This window comes from Janthinobacterium kumbetense (genome assembly GCF_023703445.1).
GTDB lineage: Bacteria > Pseudomonadota > Gammaproteobacteria > Burkholderiales > Burkholderiaceae_D > Janthinobacterium > Janthinobacterium kumbetense.
Genome location: NZ_JAMQGR010000008.1, coordinates 1 through 16992, shown reverse-complemented (window position 1 = coordinate 16992; position 16992 = coordinate 1). Strand labels below are relative to the sequence as shown.

Here is a 16992-nt window from a genome sequence, read left to right as displayed (position 1 = left end):
TCCGCGCGCACCGGCGAGACAATCGCCATGCCGCGCCCGCCGGCCCCGTCCAGCGCCCTTTCACTCTAGACCTATGCCAAAAATTATCTCCGCCAACCTGAACGGCATCCGTTCCGCCGCCAAAAAAGGCTTTTTCAACTGGATGGGCGCGCAGACGGCCGATTTCATCTGCGTGCAGGAATTGAAGGCGCAACTGCCCGACATGACGCCGGAATTCCTCAACCCGCACGGCTATCATGGCCATTTCCACTATGCCGAGAAAAAGGGCTATTCCGGCACGGGCGTGTACAGCAAGGTCGAACCGGACGCCGTGCATATCGGCTTCGGCAGCCCTGAATTCGACGCCGAAGGCCGCTACGTGCGCTGTGATTTTGGCAACCTTTCCGTCATTTCCGTGTACTGCCCGTCCGGTTCGTCCGGCCCGGAGCGCCAGGAAGCCAAGTTCCGCTTCATGGAACTGTTCCTGCCGCACCTGCTGGAATTGAAGGCGCTGGGACGCGAAGTCGTCATCTGCGGCGACTGGAACATCGCCCACCACGAAATCGACCTGAAGAACTGGAAGGGTAACAAGAAAAATTCCGGCTTCCTGCCGGAAGAACGCGCCTGGCTGACGCGCGTCTTCGACGAAGTGGGCTTTGTCGACGTACACCGCGGCCTGGACAAGCGCGAAGACCAGTACACGTGGTGGAGCAACCGCGGACAAGCCTACGCGAAAAACGTGGGCTGGCGCATCGACTACCACGTCGCCACGCCCGGCATCGCGGCCCAGGCGCATACGGTCAGCGTCTACAAGGACGAGCGCTTCTCCGACCACGCGCCGCTGATCATCGACTACACGCTCAAGGCGTAAGCGCCGCTACAGGCTGCGCCGGCTTTCAAAATGGCGCGGCGCGCCGCTCAACGGGTCCGTGAAATCGATCGCGCGCGCCAGCAACTGCAAGGGCTGCGACATATCGTCGTCCTTGCACGGCAGGGCCACCGGGTAAAACGCATCGTTGACGATGGGGATGCCCAGCGCGGCCAAGTGCACGCGCAATTGATGCTTGCGCCCCGTGTGCGGCTGCAGCCGGTACAGATTCAACTCGCCACGCCGCTCGATCACGTCGATGACGGTTTCCGAGTTCGGCTCGCCCGCTTCCTCGCGCATGAGGAAAAACTGCTCCCCCTCGACCATGCGGCTGCGGTAGGTAAATGGAAAATCTCGGCCATCCAGACGTGGCGCCAGCGCCTCGTACGTCTTGCGCACTTCGCGGCGCTGGAACAGCGATTGATAGGCGCCGCGACTGGCCACCTGGCGCGAAAAAATCACCACGCCAGCCGTCTCGCGGTCGAGGCGGTGGATCGGCGTCAGGTCGGCACAGTCCAGGGTTTTCTTCAGGCGCGTCAGCAGGGTCTCCTGCACGAAGCGCCCGGCCGGCGTCATGGGCAGGAAGTGCGGCTTGTCGACCACCACCAGGTGGTCGTCCTGGAACAGGATCTCTTCCTGGAAGGGGATAGGCGTTTCCCGTTCCAGCTCGCGGTAGTAAAAAATGCGCATGCCGCGCTTGTAGGCGCTGCCGGGTGCCAGCACGGCGCCGTCGCCGTTGACCACTTCGCCGCGCGCCATGCGGTCCCGCCATTGCGCGGCGCTGATCTGCGGATAGCGCTCGATCAAAAACGCCAGCATGTCGGGCCATTGCCCTTCCGGCAGCCACAGGTAGCTGGGCGCCACGCCGTCGCGCATGGGCAACGGCGCCGCTGCCGGCTTGTTGCCGGGACTGCGTACAGACATCCTAGCGCTGCGCGATGGCGTTGCTGCGGTACGGCGGCAAGGCGTCCACGCTGACGCCCTTGCTGCGCGCGTACAGGGGCAGCACTTGCGCCATGTGGCTGTTCATCTGCGAGATGCGGTCCTTGCCCGACGGGTGGGTCGAGAGGAATTCCGGCGGCGCGCCCGCGCTCACGGCCGCCATCTTCTGCCACAGCACCACGCCGGCGCGCGGATCGAAACCGGCGCGCGCGGCCAGATCCATGCCGATCAGGTCCGCTTCACGTTCATCGTCGCGCGAAAACTTCAGCATCACGCCCTTGGCCGCCATGTTCGTGGCGGTGCTGGTCAGATTCGGGTCGACGCCGAGCCAGGCTGACAGGCCGGCACCCACCAGCTTCGAGCCGACGGCAGCCAGGTTGCCCTTGCCAGCCTGCGCTTGCGAGTGTTCGCGCAAGGCGTGCGAAATTTCATGGCCCATGACGACGGCCACTTCATCGTCGGTCAGGTTCAGTTTGGTGATGATCCCGCTGTAAAAAGCGATTTGCCCGCCCGGCATGCAAAAGGCGTTGACCTCGTCCGAGTTGAGCAAGTTGATCTGCCAGTTCCAGTTGGCCGCCGCATCGTTCCAGCGCGTGGCGAACGGGATGATGCGCTGGGCGATGGCGCGCAGGCGTTTCACTTGCGGATCGCTGTCCGGCACCAGCGCGTTTTTTTCCTTCGCTTCGTTGACCAGCTGCGTATATTGCTGCTTCGATTCCGCATTGAAATCGGTGCCGCCGGCAAAGATGCGCGACGTCGACAAGGGACGCACCTTGATGCCATCCTGTACCGTCGCCTGCTGGGCGTGGACGGACAGGGGCGCCAGCGCCGTGACCGCGCACAGGCTGGCCAGGACAGTGTAACGTTTAAGGGATATTGGTGCCATTGGCAGACCTCCATGGAGCGATTTTAGGCAGCATCATCATGGCAGGGAAGGCCAGGAAGAAGCACACGATGAAAAACGAGAACCAGCCCAGCTCGGCGACCAGGAAGCCCACCGAGGCATTGATCAGGGTGCGCGGCACGGCGCTCAGGCTGGAAAACAGCGCATATTGAGTGGCCGTGTAGCGCGGGTCCGTGGTGCGCGACAGGAACGCGACAAAGGCGGCCGCGCCCAGGCCCAGGCTGGCGAAAGCTTCAAAACCGATCACGGCGCTCAATAGCATGGTGTTCGGCCCCACCTGCGCCAGCCAGGCGAATCCCAGAATCGCGATCGCCTGCAGCGCGCCAAATACCCACAGGCCCCGGTTGATGCCCAGCTTGAGCATCCACACGCCGCCCACCACGCCGCCGGCCAGGCTGGCCCAGAAACCCGTAGTGTTGGCGGCCAGGCCGATCTGCGTCATGGAAAAACCCAGGTCCAGGTAAAACTTCGTTGCCAGCGCCGTGGCCATGCTGTCGCCGATTTTATAGAGTAATACGAAAGCGAGAATCCACATTGCGTTACGCCAACCATCGCGCGCGATGAATTCCTGGAATGGCAAGATGATCGCTTCGCGCATGGTCTTCGGCGGCGAGCCATACACGGTCGGCTCCCTGATCAACAAAGTGCACACGAGGCCCGGCAGCATGAAGGCGGCCGTGATCCAGAACACGGGCTGCCACGGCATGCGGTCGGCCAGGATCAGCGACAGCGCGCCCGGCACCATGCCCGCCACCTTGTACGCGTTGACGATGACGGCGGCGCCCAGCCCCTGCTCGTTATCGCTGAGGATTTCGCGCCGGTAGGCGTCGATGACGATATCCTGGCTGGCAGACAGAAAGGCCACGCCGCCGGCAGCGGCGGCGATCAGGCCGATCTGCGTGAGCGGATCGAGCATGCCCATGCCGCCGATGGAAAAGAACAGCGCCACCTGCGTCAGGGCCATCCAGCCGCGCCGGCGTCCCAGGCCCAGGATGCGGTAGCGGTCCATCAGGGGCGCCCACAGGAATTTCCAGATATACGGGAACTGCACCAGGGCGAACAGCCCCAGCGCCTTCACGTTCAATCCCGACTTGGCCAGCCATGCCTGCAGCAGATACAGCAGGATGAACAGGGGCAGGCCGGAACTGAAGCCCAGCACCAGCACGGCCAGCATGCGGCCATTGGCATAGGAACGCCAGCCTGGCGCCGGGCTTGTGCTCATCAATGCACCGCTTTTTTACGCAGGCGGAAGACGGCCAGGTCGCCGCGCAGGTTCGGCAGCACGGAAACCATCTTGCCTTCGGCCAGGGCCACGCATTCGATCACTTCCAGGCCGCATTCCTCGGCCAGTTCGCGGAAGTCGTTGATGGTTGCGCAGCGCACGTTGGGCGTGTCGTACCACTGGTAGGGCAGCGATTTCGACACGGGCATGCGCCCTTTCAGCAATGCCACGCGGTGCGGCCAGTAGGCGAAGTTGGGAAACGAGACGATGGCTTCTGCACCCACGCGCACGATGTCGCGCAGCAGCGGCTCGACCTGCTTCATCATCTGCAGGGACGACAGGCACAGCACCGTATCGAAGCTGTTGTCGCCAAAGACGGCCAGGCCCTTTTCCATGTCCTGCTGGATCACATTGACGCCGCGCAAAGTACTGGCCAATACCTTGTCGTCGGCGATCTCGATGCCGTAACCGCTGCACTCCTTGTCGCTTTGCAGGTACTGCAGCATCACGCCGTCGCCGCAGCCCACGTCCAGCACATGCGCGTTGTCCGGCACCCAGTGGGCGATGAAGGCCAGGTCGGGGCGCAGCGCGCTCAATTCGTCAAAAGTCATGCGGTCTCCTTGGCGCCCTGGCGGACGGCGGTGTGCTGTGCAGGAGCGGGCAAACCCGCCCCGATGTCGTTCCATACCTGGCCATAATAGGCGCGCACCATGTTCATGTAGCGCGCATCTTCCAGCAGGAAAGCGTCGTGGCCGTGCGGCGCGTCGATTTCCGCGTACGTGACCTGGCGGCGGTTACAGACGAGCGCTTCGACGATTTCCCGGCTGCGCTCGGGCGAGAAGCGCCAGTCGGTGGAAAACGAGGCGAGGAAGAACTTGGCCTTGGTGCCCGACAGGGCCTTGGCCAGGTCGCCGCCGTGCGCGCGCGCCGGGTCGAAATAATCGAGCGCCTTGGTGATCAACAGATACGTGTTGGCGTCGAAGTATTCGGAGAATTTGTCGCCCTGGTAGCGCAAATACGATTCGATCTCGAAATCGATGCCGAAGCCGAACTTGTAATCGCCCGTCTGCGCCGCATCGCGCAGCTTGCGGCCGAATTTTTCGGCCATGTCGTCATTCGACAGATAGGTGATATGGCCCACCATGCGCGCCACGCGCAAGCCGTTCTTCGGCACCACGCCGTGGGCATAGAAGTCGCCGCCATGGTAATCGGGGTCGGACAGGATGGCCTGGCGCGCCACATCGTTGAAAGCGATATTTTGCGCCGACAGCTTGGCCGTCGAGGCGATCACCACGCAGTGGCGCAGCCGCTCGGGGAACATGATGCTCCACGCCAGCGCCTGCATGCCACCCAGCGAGCCGCCCATCACGGCGGCGAACTGCGTGATGCCCAGTTCATCGGCCAGCCGCGCCTGCGCGCTGACCCAGTCTTCCACCGTGACGACGGGGAAGGAGGCGCCATACGGCTTGCCGGTGGCGGGATTGGTGTGCATGGGGCCCGTCGAACCGAAGCAGGAACCCAGGTTGTTGACGCCGATGACGAAGAATTTGTTGGTGTCGAGCGGCTTGCCCGATCCCACCATATTGTCCCACCAGCCCGTGCTTTTCGGTTCATCCGCGTAGACGCCGGCCACGTGGTGCGAGGCGTTCAGGGCGTGGCAGACCAGCACCGCGTTCGATTTGTCGGCGTTCAGGGTGCCGTAGGTTTCATACATCAACATATAGTCTTGCAGCGATGCTCCGCTTTGCAGCTGCAAGGGTTGCGCAAAATACATGGTTTGCGGCGAAACAATTCCAATGGATGACATGTGTGTCGGTTTATAAAAGGGGGGCGGCCCCACGGGCCATGGTCGATGCAGCACCGCGATGATAGGTGCTGCAACTTTAGCATCAGGGCACCTCTTGCCGCGCGCGAGGTGTCCTGATGCTGATAAGGTGACAGTTTACATGAGCTGCAGTTGCTGGACAGCTTCCGCGATCACATTTGGTTCCATGGAACGCATAATTTTGCGCATTTGTGGCGCAATCAGGCCAAGATCGCTGTTGAGTATCTCTTGCTTGACTGCCAACAGCTGGGCCGGATGCATGGAAAACTCGCGCAAGCCCATGCCCAGCAGCAAGCGCGTGAGCTTCACGTCGCCCGCCATCTCGCCGCAGACGGCCACGTCGATGCCCGCCTTGTGGCCGGCGGCGATCGTCATGGAGATCAGTTGCAGCACGGCCGGGTGCAGCGGATTGTACAAATGCGCCACTTCATAGTCGACGCGGTCGATGGCCAGCGTGTACTGGATCAAATCATTCGTGCCGATCGACAGGAAATCCATGCGCTTGACGAACATGGGCAGGGCCAGCGCAGCGGCGGGAATCTCGATCATGGCGCCCACTTCGACCTCGTCGTCGAACTTGACGCCGTCCTCGCGCAGGCTGGCCTTCGCTTGCGCGATCATGGCCAGCGACTGGTCGATCTCGAACGCATGCGCCAGCATGGGAATCAGGATGCGCACCTTGCCGAAGGCGGAAGCGCGCAAAATGGCACGCAGCTGCGTCAGGAACAGCTGCGGCTCGGCCAGGCAGTAACGGATGGCGCGCAAGCCCAGGGCGGGATTCAAGGCCGTATGGTCGGACTGGTCGAGCGGCTTGTCGGCGCCGATGTCGAGCGTGCGGATGGTCACCACGCGCCCTTTCATCGATTGCACCGTGTTGCGGTAAGCCTCGAACTGCTCGTCCTCGGTGGGAATCTTGTGCGCGCGGCCCATGAACAGGAATTCGGAGCGGAACAGGCCCACGCCGCTGGCGCCCGATTCCAGCGCGAACGGGCAATCCTCGGGCAGTTCGATATTCGCCAGCAGGGTAATCGGCGTGCCGCACCTGGTGACGGCCGGCGTCTTTTTCAGCTTGCCCAGCTTCTTGCGCGCGCGCTGCATGGCCACCTGGCGCTCGCGGTACTGTTCCAGCACCAGGGGACTGGGGTTGGCGATCACCACGCCCGCGTCGCCGTCGATGATCAGCCAGTCGTCCTGCTCGATCAGCATCGACGCCTGCGACATGCCAACGGCCGCCGGGATATCCAGGCTGCGCGCGACGATGGCCGTGTGCGAGTTCTGACCGCCCACGTCGGTGATGAAGCCGATGAAGGAGCGGTCGCGGAACTGCAGCATGTCGGCCGGCGAGATATCGTGGGCGACGACGATCATCTGCGCCAGCAATTCATCGTCGGCGGCCGCTTTCGGCAGCAGCTGTTCCGTGCCCAGCAAGACCTTCAGCACGCGTTCGGCCACTTGCTGGATGTCGGCCTTGCGTTCGCGCAGATACGGGTCTTCGATTTCATCGAACTGCGCCGATAATTCATCAATCTGCGTCAACAGCGCCCATTCGGCGTTGTAGTGGCGCGAACGGATGATGTCGAGCGGCGCTTCGGCGATCATCGGGTCCGACAGGATCAGCGCATGCACGTCGATGAACGCGCCCAGTTCCGTGGGGGCGTCCTTCGGCAGCTCGTTCCACAGGGTTTGCAGCTCCTTGTGGACGGCGGCGATGGCGTTTTGCAAACGCTGGACTTCCGCTTCGATCTGTTCCTGGGCGACCAGGTAGTGTTTGACGTCAAGGGCGGCCGGCGCCAGCAGATGCGCGCGGCCAATGGCGATGCCGCGGGAGACCGGGATGCCGTGGAGCGTGAAAGATGCCATGGGGTGACCTGTCGGAATGCGGCTGCGGCTGCGTTCGGCGGGCATTACTCGCCTTCGCCAAACCTGTCATTAATCAGGGCGGTGAGCGCATCGACACATGCCTGCTCATCATCGCCCTCGGCTTCCAGGGTTACTTTTGCGCCCTTGCCGGCGGCCAGCATCATCACGCCCATGATGGACTTGGCGTTGATACGGCGCGCGTTGCGGGTCAGCCAGACGTCGCTCTTGAACTTGGCGGCGAGCTGGGTAAATTTGGCGGAGGCGCGTGCGTGCAATCCCAGCTTGTTGATGATTTCGAGTTCTCTTTGAATCATTTTTGTATGGTCTCTATCCCTGAATGCACTACGCTGATGACAATCTTGGCCTATAAAAACCGCCGCCTTCAGGGCGGCGGCCATGCAATTCCTTATTCTCCCACGCGGATGCGGTTATCGACGCGCACGGCGCCGCTTTGCGCACCGGCCAGCGCCATCTCCACCACCACGTCGAGCGTGTCGCGGCGATACGTGATGGCGCGCAGCAGCATCGGCAGGCTGATGCCGGCGATGACTTCCACCCGCCCCGCATCGGCCAGCTTGTTGCAGCAGTTCGACGGCGTGCCGCCCTTCACGTCGGTAATCACCAGCACGCCGGAGCCGTCGTCGAGGCGGCAGATGGCGTCCGACGCCAGCTTTTGCACTTCCGCCAGGTCCTGGTCGGCGACGACGTCGATGGCTTCAAACCGTTCCGTTGGCCCCCGAAACACATGCGCGCAGGCGGCGATGAAAGCCTGTCCCAGCGGTGCATGTGTCATGAGCAAAATCCCTACCATAGTCATTTCACCTTCTAGCGCTGCTGCGCTTGCGCAACGCCATGCTCGACGGCGTCGACAAACATGGCCGCCACGTCAAAGCCCGTCTGCTGCATGATTTCCTGGAAGCAAGTCGGACTGGTGACATTGACTTCCGTCAGATAGTCGCCGATCACGTCCAATCCTACCAGCATCAGACCACGCGCGGCCAGGATCGGGCCCAGCTTTTCCGCGATTTCCAGGTCGCGCGCCGTCAATGGCTGCGCCACGCCCGTGCCGCCGGCGGCCAGGTTGCCGCGGACTTCGCCCGCCTGCGGGATGCGCGCCAGCGAAAACGGCACCGGCTTGCCGCCGATGACGAGGATGCGCTTGTCGCCCTTGACGATGTCGGGAATAAACCGCTGCGCCATGATGGTCTGTGCGCCGTTCTCGCTCAGGGTCTCGATGATGGCGCCCAGGTTCAGGCCGTCGGCCTTGACGCGAAAAATACCCGTGCCGCCCATGCCGTCGAGCGGCTTGAAGATGACGTCCTGGTGCTTGGCGTGGAAAGCGCGCAGGCGCGCCTCGTTCGACGTCACCAGGGTCGGCGAAGTGAATTCGGAAAACTGGGCGATGGCCAGCTTTTCATTGTTGTCGCGGATGGCGGACGGTTTGTTGAAAACGTGCGCGCCCTGCTTTTCCGCCAGTTCCAGCAGATACGTGCCATACACGTACTCCATGTCGAACGGCGGGTCCTTGCGCTCGATGACGGCGTCCAGGGTCGACAGGCGCACTTCTTCGGTGGAGACGACCTTGTACCAGTCGTGCTCGTCGCCAGTCAGCTCGATATGCTGTACCCGCGCCGTGACGATGCCCTCTTCCAGCGCCATGTCCTTCTGTTCGAAGGCGTACACGGCGTGGCCGCGTTTGGCCGCCTCGCGCATCATGGCGAAAGTGGAATCTTTGTAAGTCTTGAAGCCTGCCAGCGGGTCGGCAAGGAATGCAATTTTCATGGTGCGTCCAATCGGGGAGCCTGGATAAGGAATGCTTGATTCTAGCCGAGATCGCCAGGCGCGGTAGTCACCGCGCCCGGCAAGCCGCAGGGATGGATCAATACACCTCGGGATTCGGGTCCGTGCGCTCCATTTCCAGCGACGCGGCCAGCAAGGCCAGGCGCGCCACCACGCCATACACATAGAAGCGGTTCGGCGCGGCCGTGCCCGGCTTGGCCTTCAAGTCCGGCACGGCATGCTGCTGGGCAAATGCCAGCGGCACGTACTGCGAGCCGGGCGCGTTCAGGTTCTGGTCCACGCCCTTTTCCGCGTGCACGCGGTAGAAGCCGCCCACCACGTAGCGGTCGATCATGTAGACGACCGGCTCGGCCACGGCATCCTTGATGCTTTCAAACGTGGGCACGCCTTCCTGGATGATGACGTCGGTGACAACCTTGCCGTCCTTGACGATGGACATCTTGTCGCGCTGCTTGCGCGACAGGTCGCGCACTTCGCTGGCGTCGCGCACCGTCATGATGCCCGTGCCATACGTGCCCGCATCGGGCTTGACGATGACAAACGGCTTTTCCTTGATGCCGTATTCCTTGTATTTCTTGCGGATCTTGGCCAGCAGCACGTCGACGCTGGCGGCCAGCGCATCTTCGCCCTCGCCTTCCTGGAAATTCACGTCGCTGCACTTGGCGTGGAAGGGGTTGAGCATCCAAGGGTCGACATCGATCATCTTGCCGAATTTCTTCACCACTTCATCGTAGGCCGTGTAGTGGTTGCTCTTGCGGCGCAAGGCCCAGCCCGCATGCAAGGGCGGCAGCAGGCTTTGCTCATGAATATTTTGCAAGATATCGGGAATGCCGTCCGACAAGTCGTTATTCAGCAGAATCGTGCACGGGTCGAAATCCTTCAAGCCCAGGCGACGGCCATTGTTCAGGCGCACGAGGGGCTCGATGACGAGCATGTTGCCATCTGGCAACGCCAACGGTGTCGGCTGGGTGATGTCGGGCGACCAGGAGCCGAAGCGCACGTGCAAGCCCGTCTGGCGGAAGATCTGCATCAGGCGCGCCACGTTCTGCAGGTATTGCGGCGTGGTGTTGTGCAATTCCGGCACGATCAGCAGGTTGCGGGCATCCGGGCAATACTTGTCGATGGCGGCCATGGCCGCCTGCACGGACAAGGGCAGCATTTCCGTCGCCAGGTTGTGGAAACCGCCAGGGAACAGATTGGTATCGACGGGCGCCAGCTTGTAGCCCGCATTACGCAAGTCTACCGAGCAATAGAAGGGCGGCGTGTGCTCTTGCCACTCCATGCGAAACCAGCGCTCAATGGCCGGCGTCGCGGCCAGAATCTTTTTTTCGAGGTCAAGCAGCGGTCCGGTCAGGGCCGTGACGAGATGGGGAACCATAGTTACATCCTTAAATTATGTGCAGTATTCAAAAAAGCACACAGAACTGCCGACTATATTACCGTGTAAGTACCCCAAATCGGGGCAAAAGCCTTGTTTTAAAGACCTTTTCCATTTCCATAACGAAAAAAAGGCGCCTCAATGAGGCGCCTTTTCCAGCAGGACATGCCGCGCCGGGGCGCTGGCATGCCAGATAATTGCTATTTAGCCATGATATGCTTGCTCGCCGTGGCTGGTGATATCGAGGCCTTCGCGCTCTTCCTCTTCCGGTACGCGCAAGCCGATGACGATGTCGACCAGTTTATAGGCAACGAGGGAAACCAGGGCCGACCAGACGATGGTGGTGCCGACCGCTTGCGCCTGCACCCACACCTGGTGGCCGATCGAGTACGGATCCGCCGACATCTTGTTGGTGACATAGTCGAAGATACCCTGGCCGCCCAGTTGTGGTGCAGCAAACACGCCCGTCAGCAAGGCGCCCAGGATACCGCCCACGCCATGCACGCCGAATACGTCGAGCGAATCGTCGGCGCCGATCAGGCGTTTCAGGCCATTCACGCCCCACAGGCAGACGACACCGGCCAGCAAGCCGATGACCAGGCCGCCCATCGGGCCGACAAAGCCGGCCGCCGGGGTGATCGCCACCAGGCCGGCCACGGCGCCGGACGCGCCACCGAGCATGGAAGGCTTGCCCTTGGAAATCCATTCGCCAAACACCCACGACAGGGTGGCGGCGGCCGTTGCCAGCAAGGTATTGACGAAAGCCAAAGCCGCCACGTCGCCCGCTTCCAGCGAGGAACCGGCATTGAAACCGAACCAGCCCACCCACAGCAGCGACGCGCCGATCATGGTCATCGTCAGCGAGTGCGGCGCCATCGATTCGCGGCCGTAACCAACGCGCTTGCCGATCATGATGGCGCCCACCAGGCCGGCGACAGCGGCGTTGATGTGCACCACGGTGCCGCCGGCGAAGTCCAGCGCGCCTTTTTGCCAGATCCAGCCCGCCTTCAAGGCTTCGCTGGCCGAGGTGGCGGCATTGGTGATCAGGTCAGGACCGGTCCAGAACCACACCATGTGGGCCGCTGGCAGGTAGGCAAACGTGAACCACAGCACGACGAAGGCCAGCACGGCGGCAAACTTGGCGCGCTCGGCAAAGGCGCCGACGATCAGCGCGCAGGTGATGGCGGCAAACGTGCCCTGGAAAGCAACGAAGACGAACTCGGGAATGACGACGCCCTTGCTGAAGGTGGCGGCGGCGGCAAACGTGCCCTTGGCCGGATCCCAGATGCCGTTCAGGAACAGGCGGTCGAAGCCACCGAAGAAGGCGGTTTTTTCCGTGAAGGCGATCGAGTAGCCGTAGATGCACCACAGGACGATGACCAGCGCGAACACCATGAACACCTGCATCAGCACCGACAGCATGTTTTTCGAGCGCACCAGGCCGCCGTAGAACAGGGCCAGGCCAGGGATCGTCATCAAGATCACCAGCAATGTGCTGATCATCATGAAACTGGTGTCGCCCTTGTTGGCAACGGGCGCGGCGGCTGGCGCGGCAGCGGCCGGGGCTGGAGCGGCGGCAGCCGGAGCGGCTGCGTCAGGCACGGGCGTCACGGCCGGAGCGGCGACGGCCGCGGTCGTGGCAGCCTCCGTCTTGGCGGGCGCATCGGCAAAGCTCGGCGTGGCGACACCAAACGCACACAGACAGGCTATCCCGGCTAGCAATTTTGTTATATTTTTATGCATCAATATTCCCCTTAGAGCGCTTCGTTGCCGGTTTCACCGGTACGGATGCGGATGACCTGTTCCAGGTTGTAGACGAAAATCTTGCCATCACCGATTTTACCGGTACGCGCGGCGCCTTCGATCGCTTCGATGGCCTGGTCGACAATGGCGTCATCGACGGCCGCTTCGATCTTGGTTTTTGGCAAGAAATCAACGACATACTCGGCGCCACGGTAGAGTTCCGTGTGACCTTTCTGGCGGCCGAAACCCTTGACTTCCGTGACGGTAATGCCTTGCACATTGATAGCCGACAAGGCTTCGCGTACTTCGTCCAGTTTGAACGGTTTAATGATTGCAGTAATCATTTTCATGGCTGTCTCGCTTAAAAGGTTTTCGATACGGTCAGCACGAGACCGGATTTCGCCAGATTCTTGCCATTCGGTGCCAGCGATACGATATTGGCCTTGACGACCGCCAGTGCAACGGTCGCCATGCCGAAGTCCTTGGTCACGCCGATCTTGTAATCGCTGTAGCTGAGGGAATCGTTGTGTTCTACCTTCTGGCGCCCGGCGTGCAAATTCAAGATGTAACCGTCGTGCACCTCGACGTTGGCGCCCACGTCGAGGTAGCCGCTGTTCTTGCTGTCGGCCACGCCGAACAGATTGGTGGTCGAATGCGAGTACTTGATGTACGCGGGGCCATAGCCCAGCTGGCCGTACAGCTCGAAGGTGTTGGCATTGGTGCTCAGTCCATTCGATGGGTAGAAGTAGTACAGGCCGCCCACGTCATAGGTAAAATCCTTGCTGATCTCGCCCCGCTTGCCGCCGTAGATATCCCATTCCAGATTGGTATCGCCGCCGCCGTCCTTGATCCATTTGATACTCGACAGCCAGGTGCCCACATACAGGCCCGTCGGGTTATGGGTATAGTCGGCACCGCCGCTGATGGCCGGGTTCAAGCGGCTTTGCGAGATGCCGCGGTAACGATAGTCGCTGGTCAGCGCCACGTTGTAGCTCACCACGTTATCAGGTACCGCTTCGGCCGCAGCAGGCGCCGCCACTGCATCCTGGGCCATGGCGCTACCGCACAAGGCGGTCATGGCCAGCGTCAACGCTGCAGCTAAAGTCATGTTCTTGGACAGATTCTTCATGGCGATTCCCTTTTATTGAACTTTTAAAGCGGTTGAGGTTTAAAATCTTGGCTGGAGATCACAAAGCGTTCATACCTTCTTTAGCAGAATACGTGCCAGCTCTATTGCCACCTTGACAGGTGCATTTCCGTCCATACATACCCTGCACACGGCCAGGAATGCGGCAACGGACTGCTGAAGCACAATGAAGCGCCCAGTTTCGCACCAGATTAACGCCGCTGTGCACCGCAATGGTGCGATGCACAGGCCGCACCATAAAAGGACTGACCATGGACATGAATACCTTCTTTAACGACTTGCAAGGCAAGATCCATCAAGCCATCGAAAACTCGCCGGCCAAGGATATCGAGAAAAATGTGAAATCGATGATGACTCAGGGCTTCGCCCGCCTCGATCTCGTCACGCGTGAGGAATTCGATATCCAGGCGCAAGTGCTGGCCAAGACCCGTGCCAAACTGGATGCACTGGAATTGCGCCTGATCGAACTGGAAACGCGCCTGAACGATCCAAAAGCCTGAACCGCTGCTGCACGCAGGGCGCCGTAATCGGCGACCTTGCTGGCATACCTCAAGCCTCACACCTTTTCAAGCGCTAGACTGATCCTGCCCGCGTCCGCGCTACAGGGGAGTCTGATGAGCCTGGCCGTCCTGAAAAGCCGCGCCCTGGCCGGCATGGAGGCGCCCGAGGTAAGTGTCGAAGTCCACCTTGCCAATGGCTTGCCTTCGTTTACGATAGTCGGCCTGCCGGATACGGAAGTGAAGGAGTCGCGCGACCGCGTGCGTGCCGCGTTGCAAAACTGCGGCTTCGAGATGCCGGCGCGGCGCATCACGGCCAATCTGGCGCCGGCAGACTTGCCCAAGGAATCGGGCCGCTTCGACTTGCCCATCGCACTGGGCATCCTGGCTGCCTCCGGCCAGTTGCCGGGCGACCAATTACAGCACTATGAATTCGCGGGCGAACTGTCGCTGTCTGGCCAGTTACGTCCCATCCGCGGCGCCCTGGCCATGACCTTTGCCATGCAGCGCAGCCAGTCGGGCACGCCGCGCGCCTTCATCCTGCCGCAGGCGAACGCGGACGAGGCGGCTCTCGTCAGCGATGCCTGCATCTATCCCGCCCACAGCCTGCTCGAGGTCTGCGCGCATTTTGCCAGGCACGCCAGCCAGACTGCCCTGCAACGCCACCAGCCCGTGCTGGCAGCGCACGCTTTTCCCTATCCCGACTTTGCCGACGTGCAAGGGCAGCTGCAGGCACGACGCGCACTGGAAGTGGCGGCAGCGGGCGGTCACAACATCCTGATGGTGGGACCACCGGGCGCAGGCAAGACCATGCTGGCCAGCCGCTTCCCTGGCGTGCTGCCGCCCATGAGCGATGAAGAGGCGCTGGAATCGGCGGCCGTGCATTCGCTGGGCAGCCACTTCAAGGTGGAACATTGGAAACGGCGGCCCTATCGCGCCCCGCACCAGACGGCGTCCGGCGTAGCCCTGGTGGGCGGCGGCAACGTGCCGCGGCCAGGTGAAATCTCGCTGGCCCACTGCGGCGTGCTGTTTCTTGATGAAATTGCCGAATTCCACCGCCGGGTGCTCGACGTGCTGCGCCAGCCCATGGAATCGGGCGTGATCAGCATTTCACGCGCGGCACGCCAGGCCGAGTTTCCTGCCCGTTTTCAATTGATCGCCGCCATGAATCCCTGCCCGTGCGGCTATCTGGGCCACGCTTCCGGTCGTTGCCGCTGTACGCCAGACGCCGTGTTGCGCTATCACAATCGTCTGTCCGGCCCGCTGCTCGACCGTATCGACCTGCAAATTGAAGTGGCCGCCATGCCGCCGACGGCGCTGGGGCGACGTGCAGGCGCCGGCGAAAGTACGCAAGCGATCGCCACGCGGGTAGCGGCAGCCTATGCCTTGCAGTTGGCACGCCAGGGAAAAGCGAACCAACAGCTGAGCAACACGGAAATCGAACAACATTGTCGTCTGGAACCACATGGCGAACAGTTGTTGCATGGCGCCATGACGCGCCTGCACTGGTCGGCGCGCACCTACCACCGGGTGCTGCGCGTGTCGCGCAGTATCGCGGACCTGGCGGGCAGCCCCGCCATCACGCAACCGCATGTTGCCGAAGCGATCCAGTACCGGCGCGTACTGCGCGAGATATAAGGCAAGCGGTGAAGCCCACACGTGCGCGATTGCGCGTGACTGGTAGCGCTGCTACCATCTGCTGATGAAAAAACCATCACTTGCCCTCTTTCTGGCTACGCTCGCGGCCGCCAGCGTCCTGTCCGCCTGCAGCCCGAAATTCGACTGGCGCGACTATCGCAGCCCCGACGCCCAGTTCACGGCCCTGTTTCCGGGCAAGCCGGCCGTGCTGACGCGCGAGATCGATCTCGACGGTAAAAAAATCAGCCTGACCATGACGGCCAGCGAGGTCGATGGCAATACCTTCGCCATCGGCAGCGCCATGCTCGACAGTGCGGAACAGGCACAAACGGCCCTGCCCGCCATGCAGACAGCCCTGTTGAAAAATATCAATGGTGTCGTGCGCAGCGAGAAATCCGCATCGACGGCCAGCAGCACGGCGGCCGGCAGCCATCAACGCAGCGCGCTGAGCGTCGAAGCGACGGGGATGCAGCAGGGCAAGCCCGTCCTGCTGGTCGGCCGTTTTGTGGCGCAGGACAAGCGCATCTTCCAGATCATCATACTCGGTGAAGAAAGCAAGCTGTCGCGTGACACCATCGACACGTTCATGGACTCGGTGAAACTGGATTGAGACTTAACGATCGCTTAAACGGATGTTTTCACGGTAAGCACGCTCTTGTAAATACGTGCGTTGTCCAACAGATGGCCCTATCCGGCTTGCAAATGTGCAATCCGGGCAATCGGACGGCCTGTGCGACATTTCAAGTCGTGATATTGTTTCGACACTAACAACAAGTTTCAGAAAGCGCTTATGTTGATCTCATTCAAATCCAAATCCTCCCCAGAAGTGCTGATGTACCAGGAACATGCCCAACGCATCCTCGACATCCTGCACAAGAACCCCACGCGCGGCGTCATCACGCCAGCGGAAGCGGGCGATGCCTTGGCCCTGCTGGAAAAAGAAGTCGCGGAAAGCAAACTGCATCCGGAAAACGACATCGAACACGATGCGCATACCCCGGAAACGCTGGAAGATGGCGAAACGGGCGCTCATGCGCGCGCGCAAAAAGTACATTTTTCGCAGCGCGCCTATCCCTTGATGGAAATGCTGCGCTCGGCCAAGGCGGAAAATGAAAGCATCACCTGGGGCATCTGATCCGATGAATGCTGCAGACGAAAAAAAACCCCGCACCTAGCGGGGTTTTTTTAT

The 16992-nt window shown here is 61.6% G+C and carries 18 protein-coding genes; 5 read left to right on the top strand and 13 right to left on the bottom strand.

Translation table 11 applies throughout. The features are described from left to right. Window positions 1–73 precede the first annotated feature (73 nt). Window positions 74–850 carry an exodeoxyribonuclease III gene (locus NCG91_RS20255; protein ID WP_251350969.1) on the top strand — a complete coding sequence of 259 codons (777 nt, stop codon included), beginning with the start codon at window positions 74–76 and terminating at the stop codon, window positions 848–850. 6 nt (window positions 851–856) lie between these two features. On the opposite strand, the gene NCG91_RS20250 is transcribed toward NCG91_RS20255, so the two are convergent. The 13 genes from NCG91_RS20250 to NCG91_RS20190 form a co-directional block, all read right to left on the bottom strand. After that, window positions 857–1771 (bottom strand): pseudouridine synthase, encoded by a 915-nt coding sequence (locus NCG91_RS20250; protein WP_251350968.1) that lies wholly within the window; start codon window positions 1769–1771, stop codon window positions 857–859. 1 nt (window position 1772) lies between these two features. Then, window positions 1773–2675 carry a M48 family metallopeptidase gene (locus NCG91_RS20245; RefSeq protein WP_251350967.1) on the bottom strand — a complete coding sequence of 301 codons (903 nt, stop codon included), beginning with the start codon at window positions 2673–2675 and terminating at the stop codon, window positions 1773–1775. Further along, a complete protein-coding gene (locus tag NCG91_RS20240; RefSeq protein ID WP_251350966.1) occupies window positions 2656–3915 on the bottom strand; it encodes an AmpG family muropeptide MFS transporter in 1260 nt (419 codons plus the stop codon). The genes NCG91_RS20245 and NCG91_RS20240 overlap by 20 nt, the downstream gene beginning before the upstream one ends. Further along, entirely contained in the window at window positions 3915–4526 is a 612-nt protein-coding gene (gene metW, locus NCG91_RS20235; RefSeq protein ID WP_099665555.1) for a methionine biosynthesis protein MetW, read from the bottom strand. Before metW ends, NCG91_RS20240 begins: the two co-directional genes overlap by 1 nt. Further along, entirely contained in the window at window positions 4523–5722 is a 1200-nt protein-coding gene (metX, locus tag NCG91_RS20230; RefSeq protein WP_251350965.1) for a homoserine O-succinyltransferase MetX, read from the bottom strand. The genes metW and metX overlap by 4 nt, the downstream gene beginning before the upstream one ends. A gap of 135 nt (window positions 5723–5857) precedes the next feature. Further along, window positions 5858–7600, bottom strand: a complete 1743-nt coding sequence (gene ptsP / locus NCG91_RS20225; protein WP_077408955.1) for a phosphoenolpyruvate--protein phosphotransferase — start codon at window positions 7598–7600, stop codon at window positions 5858–5860. Window positions 7601–7644: 44 nt separating this feature from the next. Further along, window positions 7645–7914 carry an HPr family phosphocarrier protein gene (locus NCG91_RS20220; RefSeq protein ID WP_034749416.1) on the bottom strand — a complete coding sequence of 90 codons (270 nt, stop codon included), beginning with the start codon at window positions 7912–7914 and terminating at the stop codon, window positions 7645–7647. A 92-nt stretch (window positions 7915–8006) separates the two neighbouring features. After that, complete coding sequence (locus tag NCG91_RS20215) at window positions 8007–8411, bottom strand: PTS sugar transporter subunit IIA (protein WP_035824452.1); 405 nt, start codon at window positions 8409–8411, stop codon at window positions 8007–8009. Between the two features lie 14 nt (window positions 8412–8425). Further along, window positions 8426–9382: a glutathione synthase gene (gene gshB / locus NCG91_RS20210; RefSeq protein ID WP_251350964.1), complete on the bottom strand. Its 957-nt coding sequence runs from the start codon at window positions 9380–9382 to the stop codon at window positions 8426–8428. Window positions 9383–9479: 97 nt separating this feature from the next. Continuing rightward, window positions 9480–10778, bottom strand: a complete 1299-nt coding sequence (gshA, locus tag NCG91_RS20205) for a glutamate--cysteine ligase (RefSeq protein ID WP_077399358.1) — start codon at window positions 10776–10778, stop codon at window positions 9480–9482. 204 nt (window positions 10779–10982) lie between these two features. Next, window positions 10983–12521 carry an ammonium transporter gene (locus tag NCG91_RS20200; RefSeq protein ID WP_285817187.1) on the bottom strand — a complete coding sequence of 513 codons (1539 nt, stop codon included), beginning with the start codon at window positions 12519–12521 and terminating at the stop codon, window positions 10983–10985. An 11-nt stretch (window positions 12522–12532) separates the two neighbouring features. After that, complete coding sequence (locus NCG91_RS20195) at window positions 12533–12871, bottom strand: P-II family nitrogen regulator (RefSeq protein ID WP_010393464.1); 339 nt, start codon at window positions 12869–12871, stop codon at window positions 12533–12535. Between the two features lie 11 nt (window positions 12872–12882). After that, on the bottom strand, window positions 12883–13650 hold the full coding sequence (locus NCG91_RS20190; RefSeq protein WP_251350963.1) for a TorF family putative porin: 768 nt from the start codon (window positions 13648–13650) through the stop codon (window positions 12883–12885). Between the two features lie 269 nt (window positions 13651–13919). Between NCG91_RS20190 and NCG91_RS20185 the strand changes: the two genes are divergently transcribed. The 4 genes from NCG91_RS20185 to NCG91_RS20170 all read left to right on the top strand — a co-directional run bounded on the left by NCG91_RS20185 (window position 13920) and on the right by NCG91_RS20170 (window position 16938). After that, on the top strand, window positions 13920–14168 hold the full coding sequence (locus NCG91_RS20185) for an accessory factor UbiK family protein (protein ID WP_035824443.1): 249 nt from the start codon (window positions 13920–13922) through the stop codon (window positions 14166–14168). A gap of 114 nt (window positions 14169–14282) precedes the next feature. Then, window positions 14283–15803 (top strand): YifB family Mg chelatase-like AAA ATPase, encoded by a 1521-nt coding sequence (locus NCG91_RS20180; RefSeq protein ID WP_251350962.1) that lies wholly within the window; start codon window positions 14283–14285, stop codon window positions 15801–15803. Between the two features lie 64 nt (window positions 15804–15867). Then, window positions 15868–16413, top strand: coding sequence for a hypothetical protein (locus NCG91_RS20175; protein WP_251350961.1), 546 nt, complete (start codon window positions 15868–15870; stop codon window positions 16411–16413). Between the two features lie 180 nt (window positions 16414–16593). Then, complete coding sequence (locus NCG91_RS20170; RefSeq protein WP_034749443.1) at window positions 16594–16938, top strand: DUF1840 domain-containing protein; 345 nt, start codon at window positions 16594–16596, stop codon at window positions 16936–16938. The last annotated feature ends 54 nt before the right edge of the window (window positions 16939–16992 follow it).

What these genes read in the sequence shown, in the direction of transcription:
- ptsP (WP_077408955.1), bottom strand. Translation starts at nt 7,600, where the DNA reads ATGGCATCTTTCACGCTCCACGGCATCCCGGTCTCCCGCGGCATCGCC.
- metW (WP_099665555.1), bottom strand. Translation starts at nt 4,526, where the DNA reads ATGACTTTTGACGAATTGAGCGCGCTGCGCCCCGACCTGGCCTTCATC.
- NCG91_RS20185 (WP_035824443.1), top strand. Translation starts at nt 13,920, where the DNA reads ATGGACATGAATACCTTCTTTAACGACTTGCAAGGCAAGATCCATCAA.
- NCG91_RS20240 (WP_251350966.1), bottom strand. Translation starts at nt 3,915, where the DNA reads ATGAGCACAAGCCCGGCGCCAGGCTGGCGTTCCTATGCCAATGGCCGC.
- NCG91_RS20190 (WP_251350963.1), bottom strand. Translation starts at nt 13,650, where the DNA reads ATGAAGAATCTGTCCAAGAACATGACTTTAGCTGCAGCGTTGACGCTG.
- NCG91_RS20180 (WP_251350962.1), top strand. Translation starts at nt 14,283, where the DNA reads ATGAGCCTGGCCGTCCTGAAAAGCCGCGCCCTGGCCGGCATGGAGGCG.
- NCG91_RS20170 (WP_034749443.1), top strand. Translation starts at nt 16,594, where the DNA reads ATGTTGATCTCATTCAAATCCAAATCCTCCCCAGAAGTGCTGATGTAC.
- NCG91_RS20255 (WP_251350969.1), top strand. Translation starts at nt 74, where the DNA reads ATGCCAAAAATTATCTCCGCCAACCTGAACGGCATCCGTTCCGCCGCC.
- NCG91_RS20175 (WP_251350961.1), top strand. Translation starts at nt 15,868, where the DNA reads ATGAAAAAACCATCACTTGCCCTCTTTCTGGCTACGCTCGCGGCCGCC.
- NCG91_RS20195 (WP_010393464.1), bottom strand. Translation starts at nt 12,871, where the DNA reads ATGAAAATGATTACTGCAATCATTAAACCGTTCAAACTGGACGAAGTA.
- NCG91_RS20220 (WP_034749416.1), bottom strand. Translation starts at nt 7,914, where the DNA reads ATGATTCAAAGAGAACTCGAAATCATCAACAAGCTGGGATTGCACGCA.
- NCG91_RS20250 (WP_251350968.1), bottom strand. Translation starts at nt 1,771, where the DNA reads ATGTCTGTACGCAGTCCCGGCAACAAGCCGGCAGCGGCGCCGTTGCCC.
- gshA (WP_077399358.1), bottom strand. Translation starts at nt 10,778, where the DNA reads ATGGTTCCCCATCTCGTCACGGCCCTGACCGGACCGCTGCTTGACCTC.
- NCG91_RS20245 (WP_251350967.1), bottom strand. Translation starts at nt 2,675, where the DNA reads ATGGCACCAATATCCCTTAAACGTTACACTGTCCTGGCCAGCCTGTGC.
- gshB (WP_251350964.1), bottom strand. Translation starts at nt 9,382, where the DNA reads ATGAAAATTGCATTCCTTGCCGACCCGCTGGCAGGCTTCAAGACTTAC.
- metX (WP_251350965.1), bottom strand. Translation starts at nt 5,722, where the DNA reads ATGTCATCCATTGGAATTGTTTCGCCGCAAACCATGTATTTTGCGCAA.
- NCG91_RS20215 (WP_035824452.1), bottom strand. Translation starts at nt 8,411, where the DNA reads ATGGTAGGGATTTTGCTCATGACACATGCACCGCTGGGACAGGCTTTC.
- NCG91_RS20200 (WP_285817187.1), bottom strand. Translation starts at nt 12,521, where the DNA reads ATGCATAAAAATATAACAAAATTGCTAGCCGGGATAGCCTGTCTGTGT.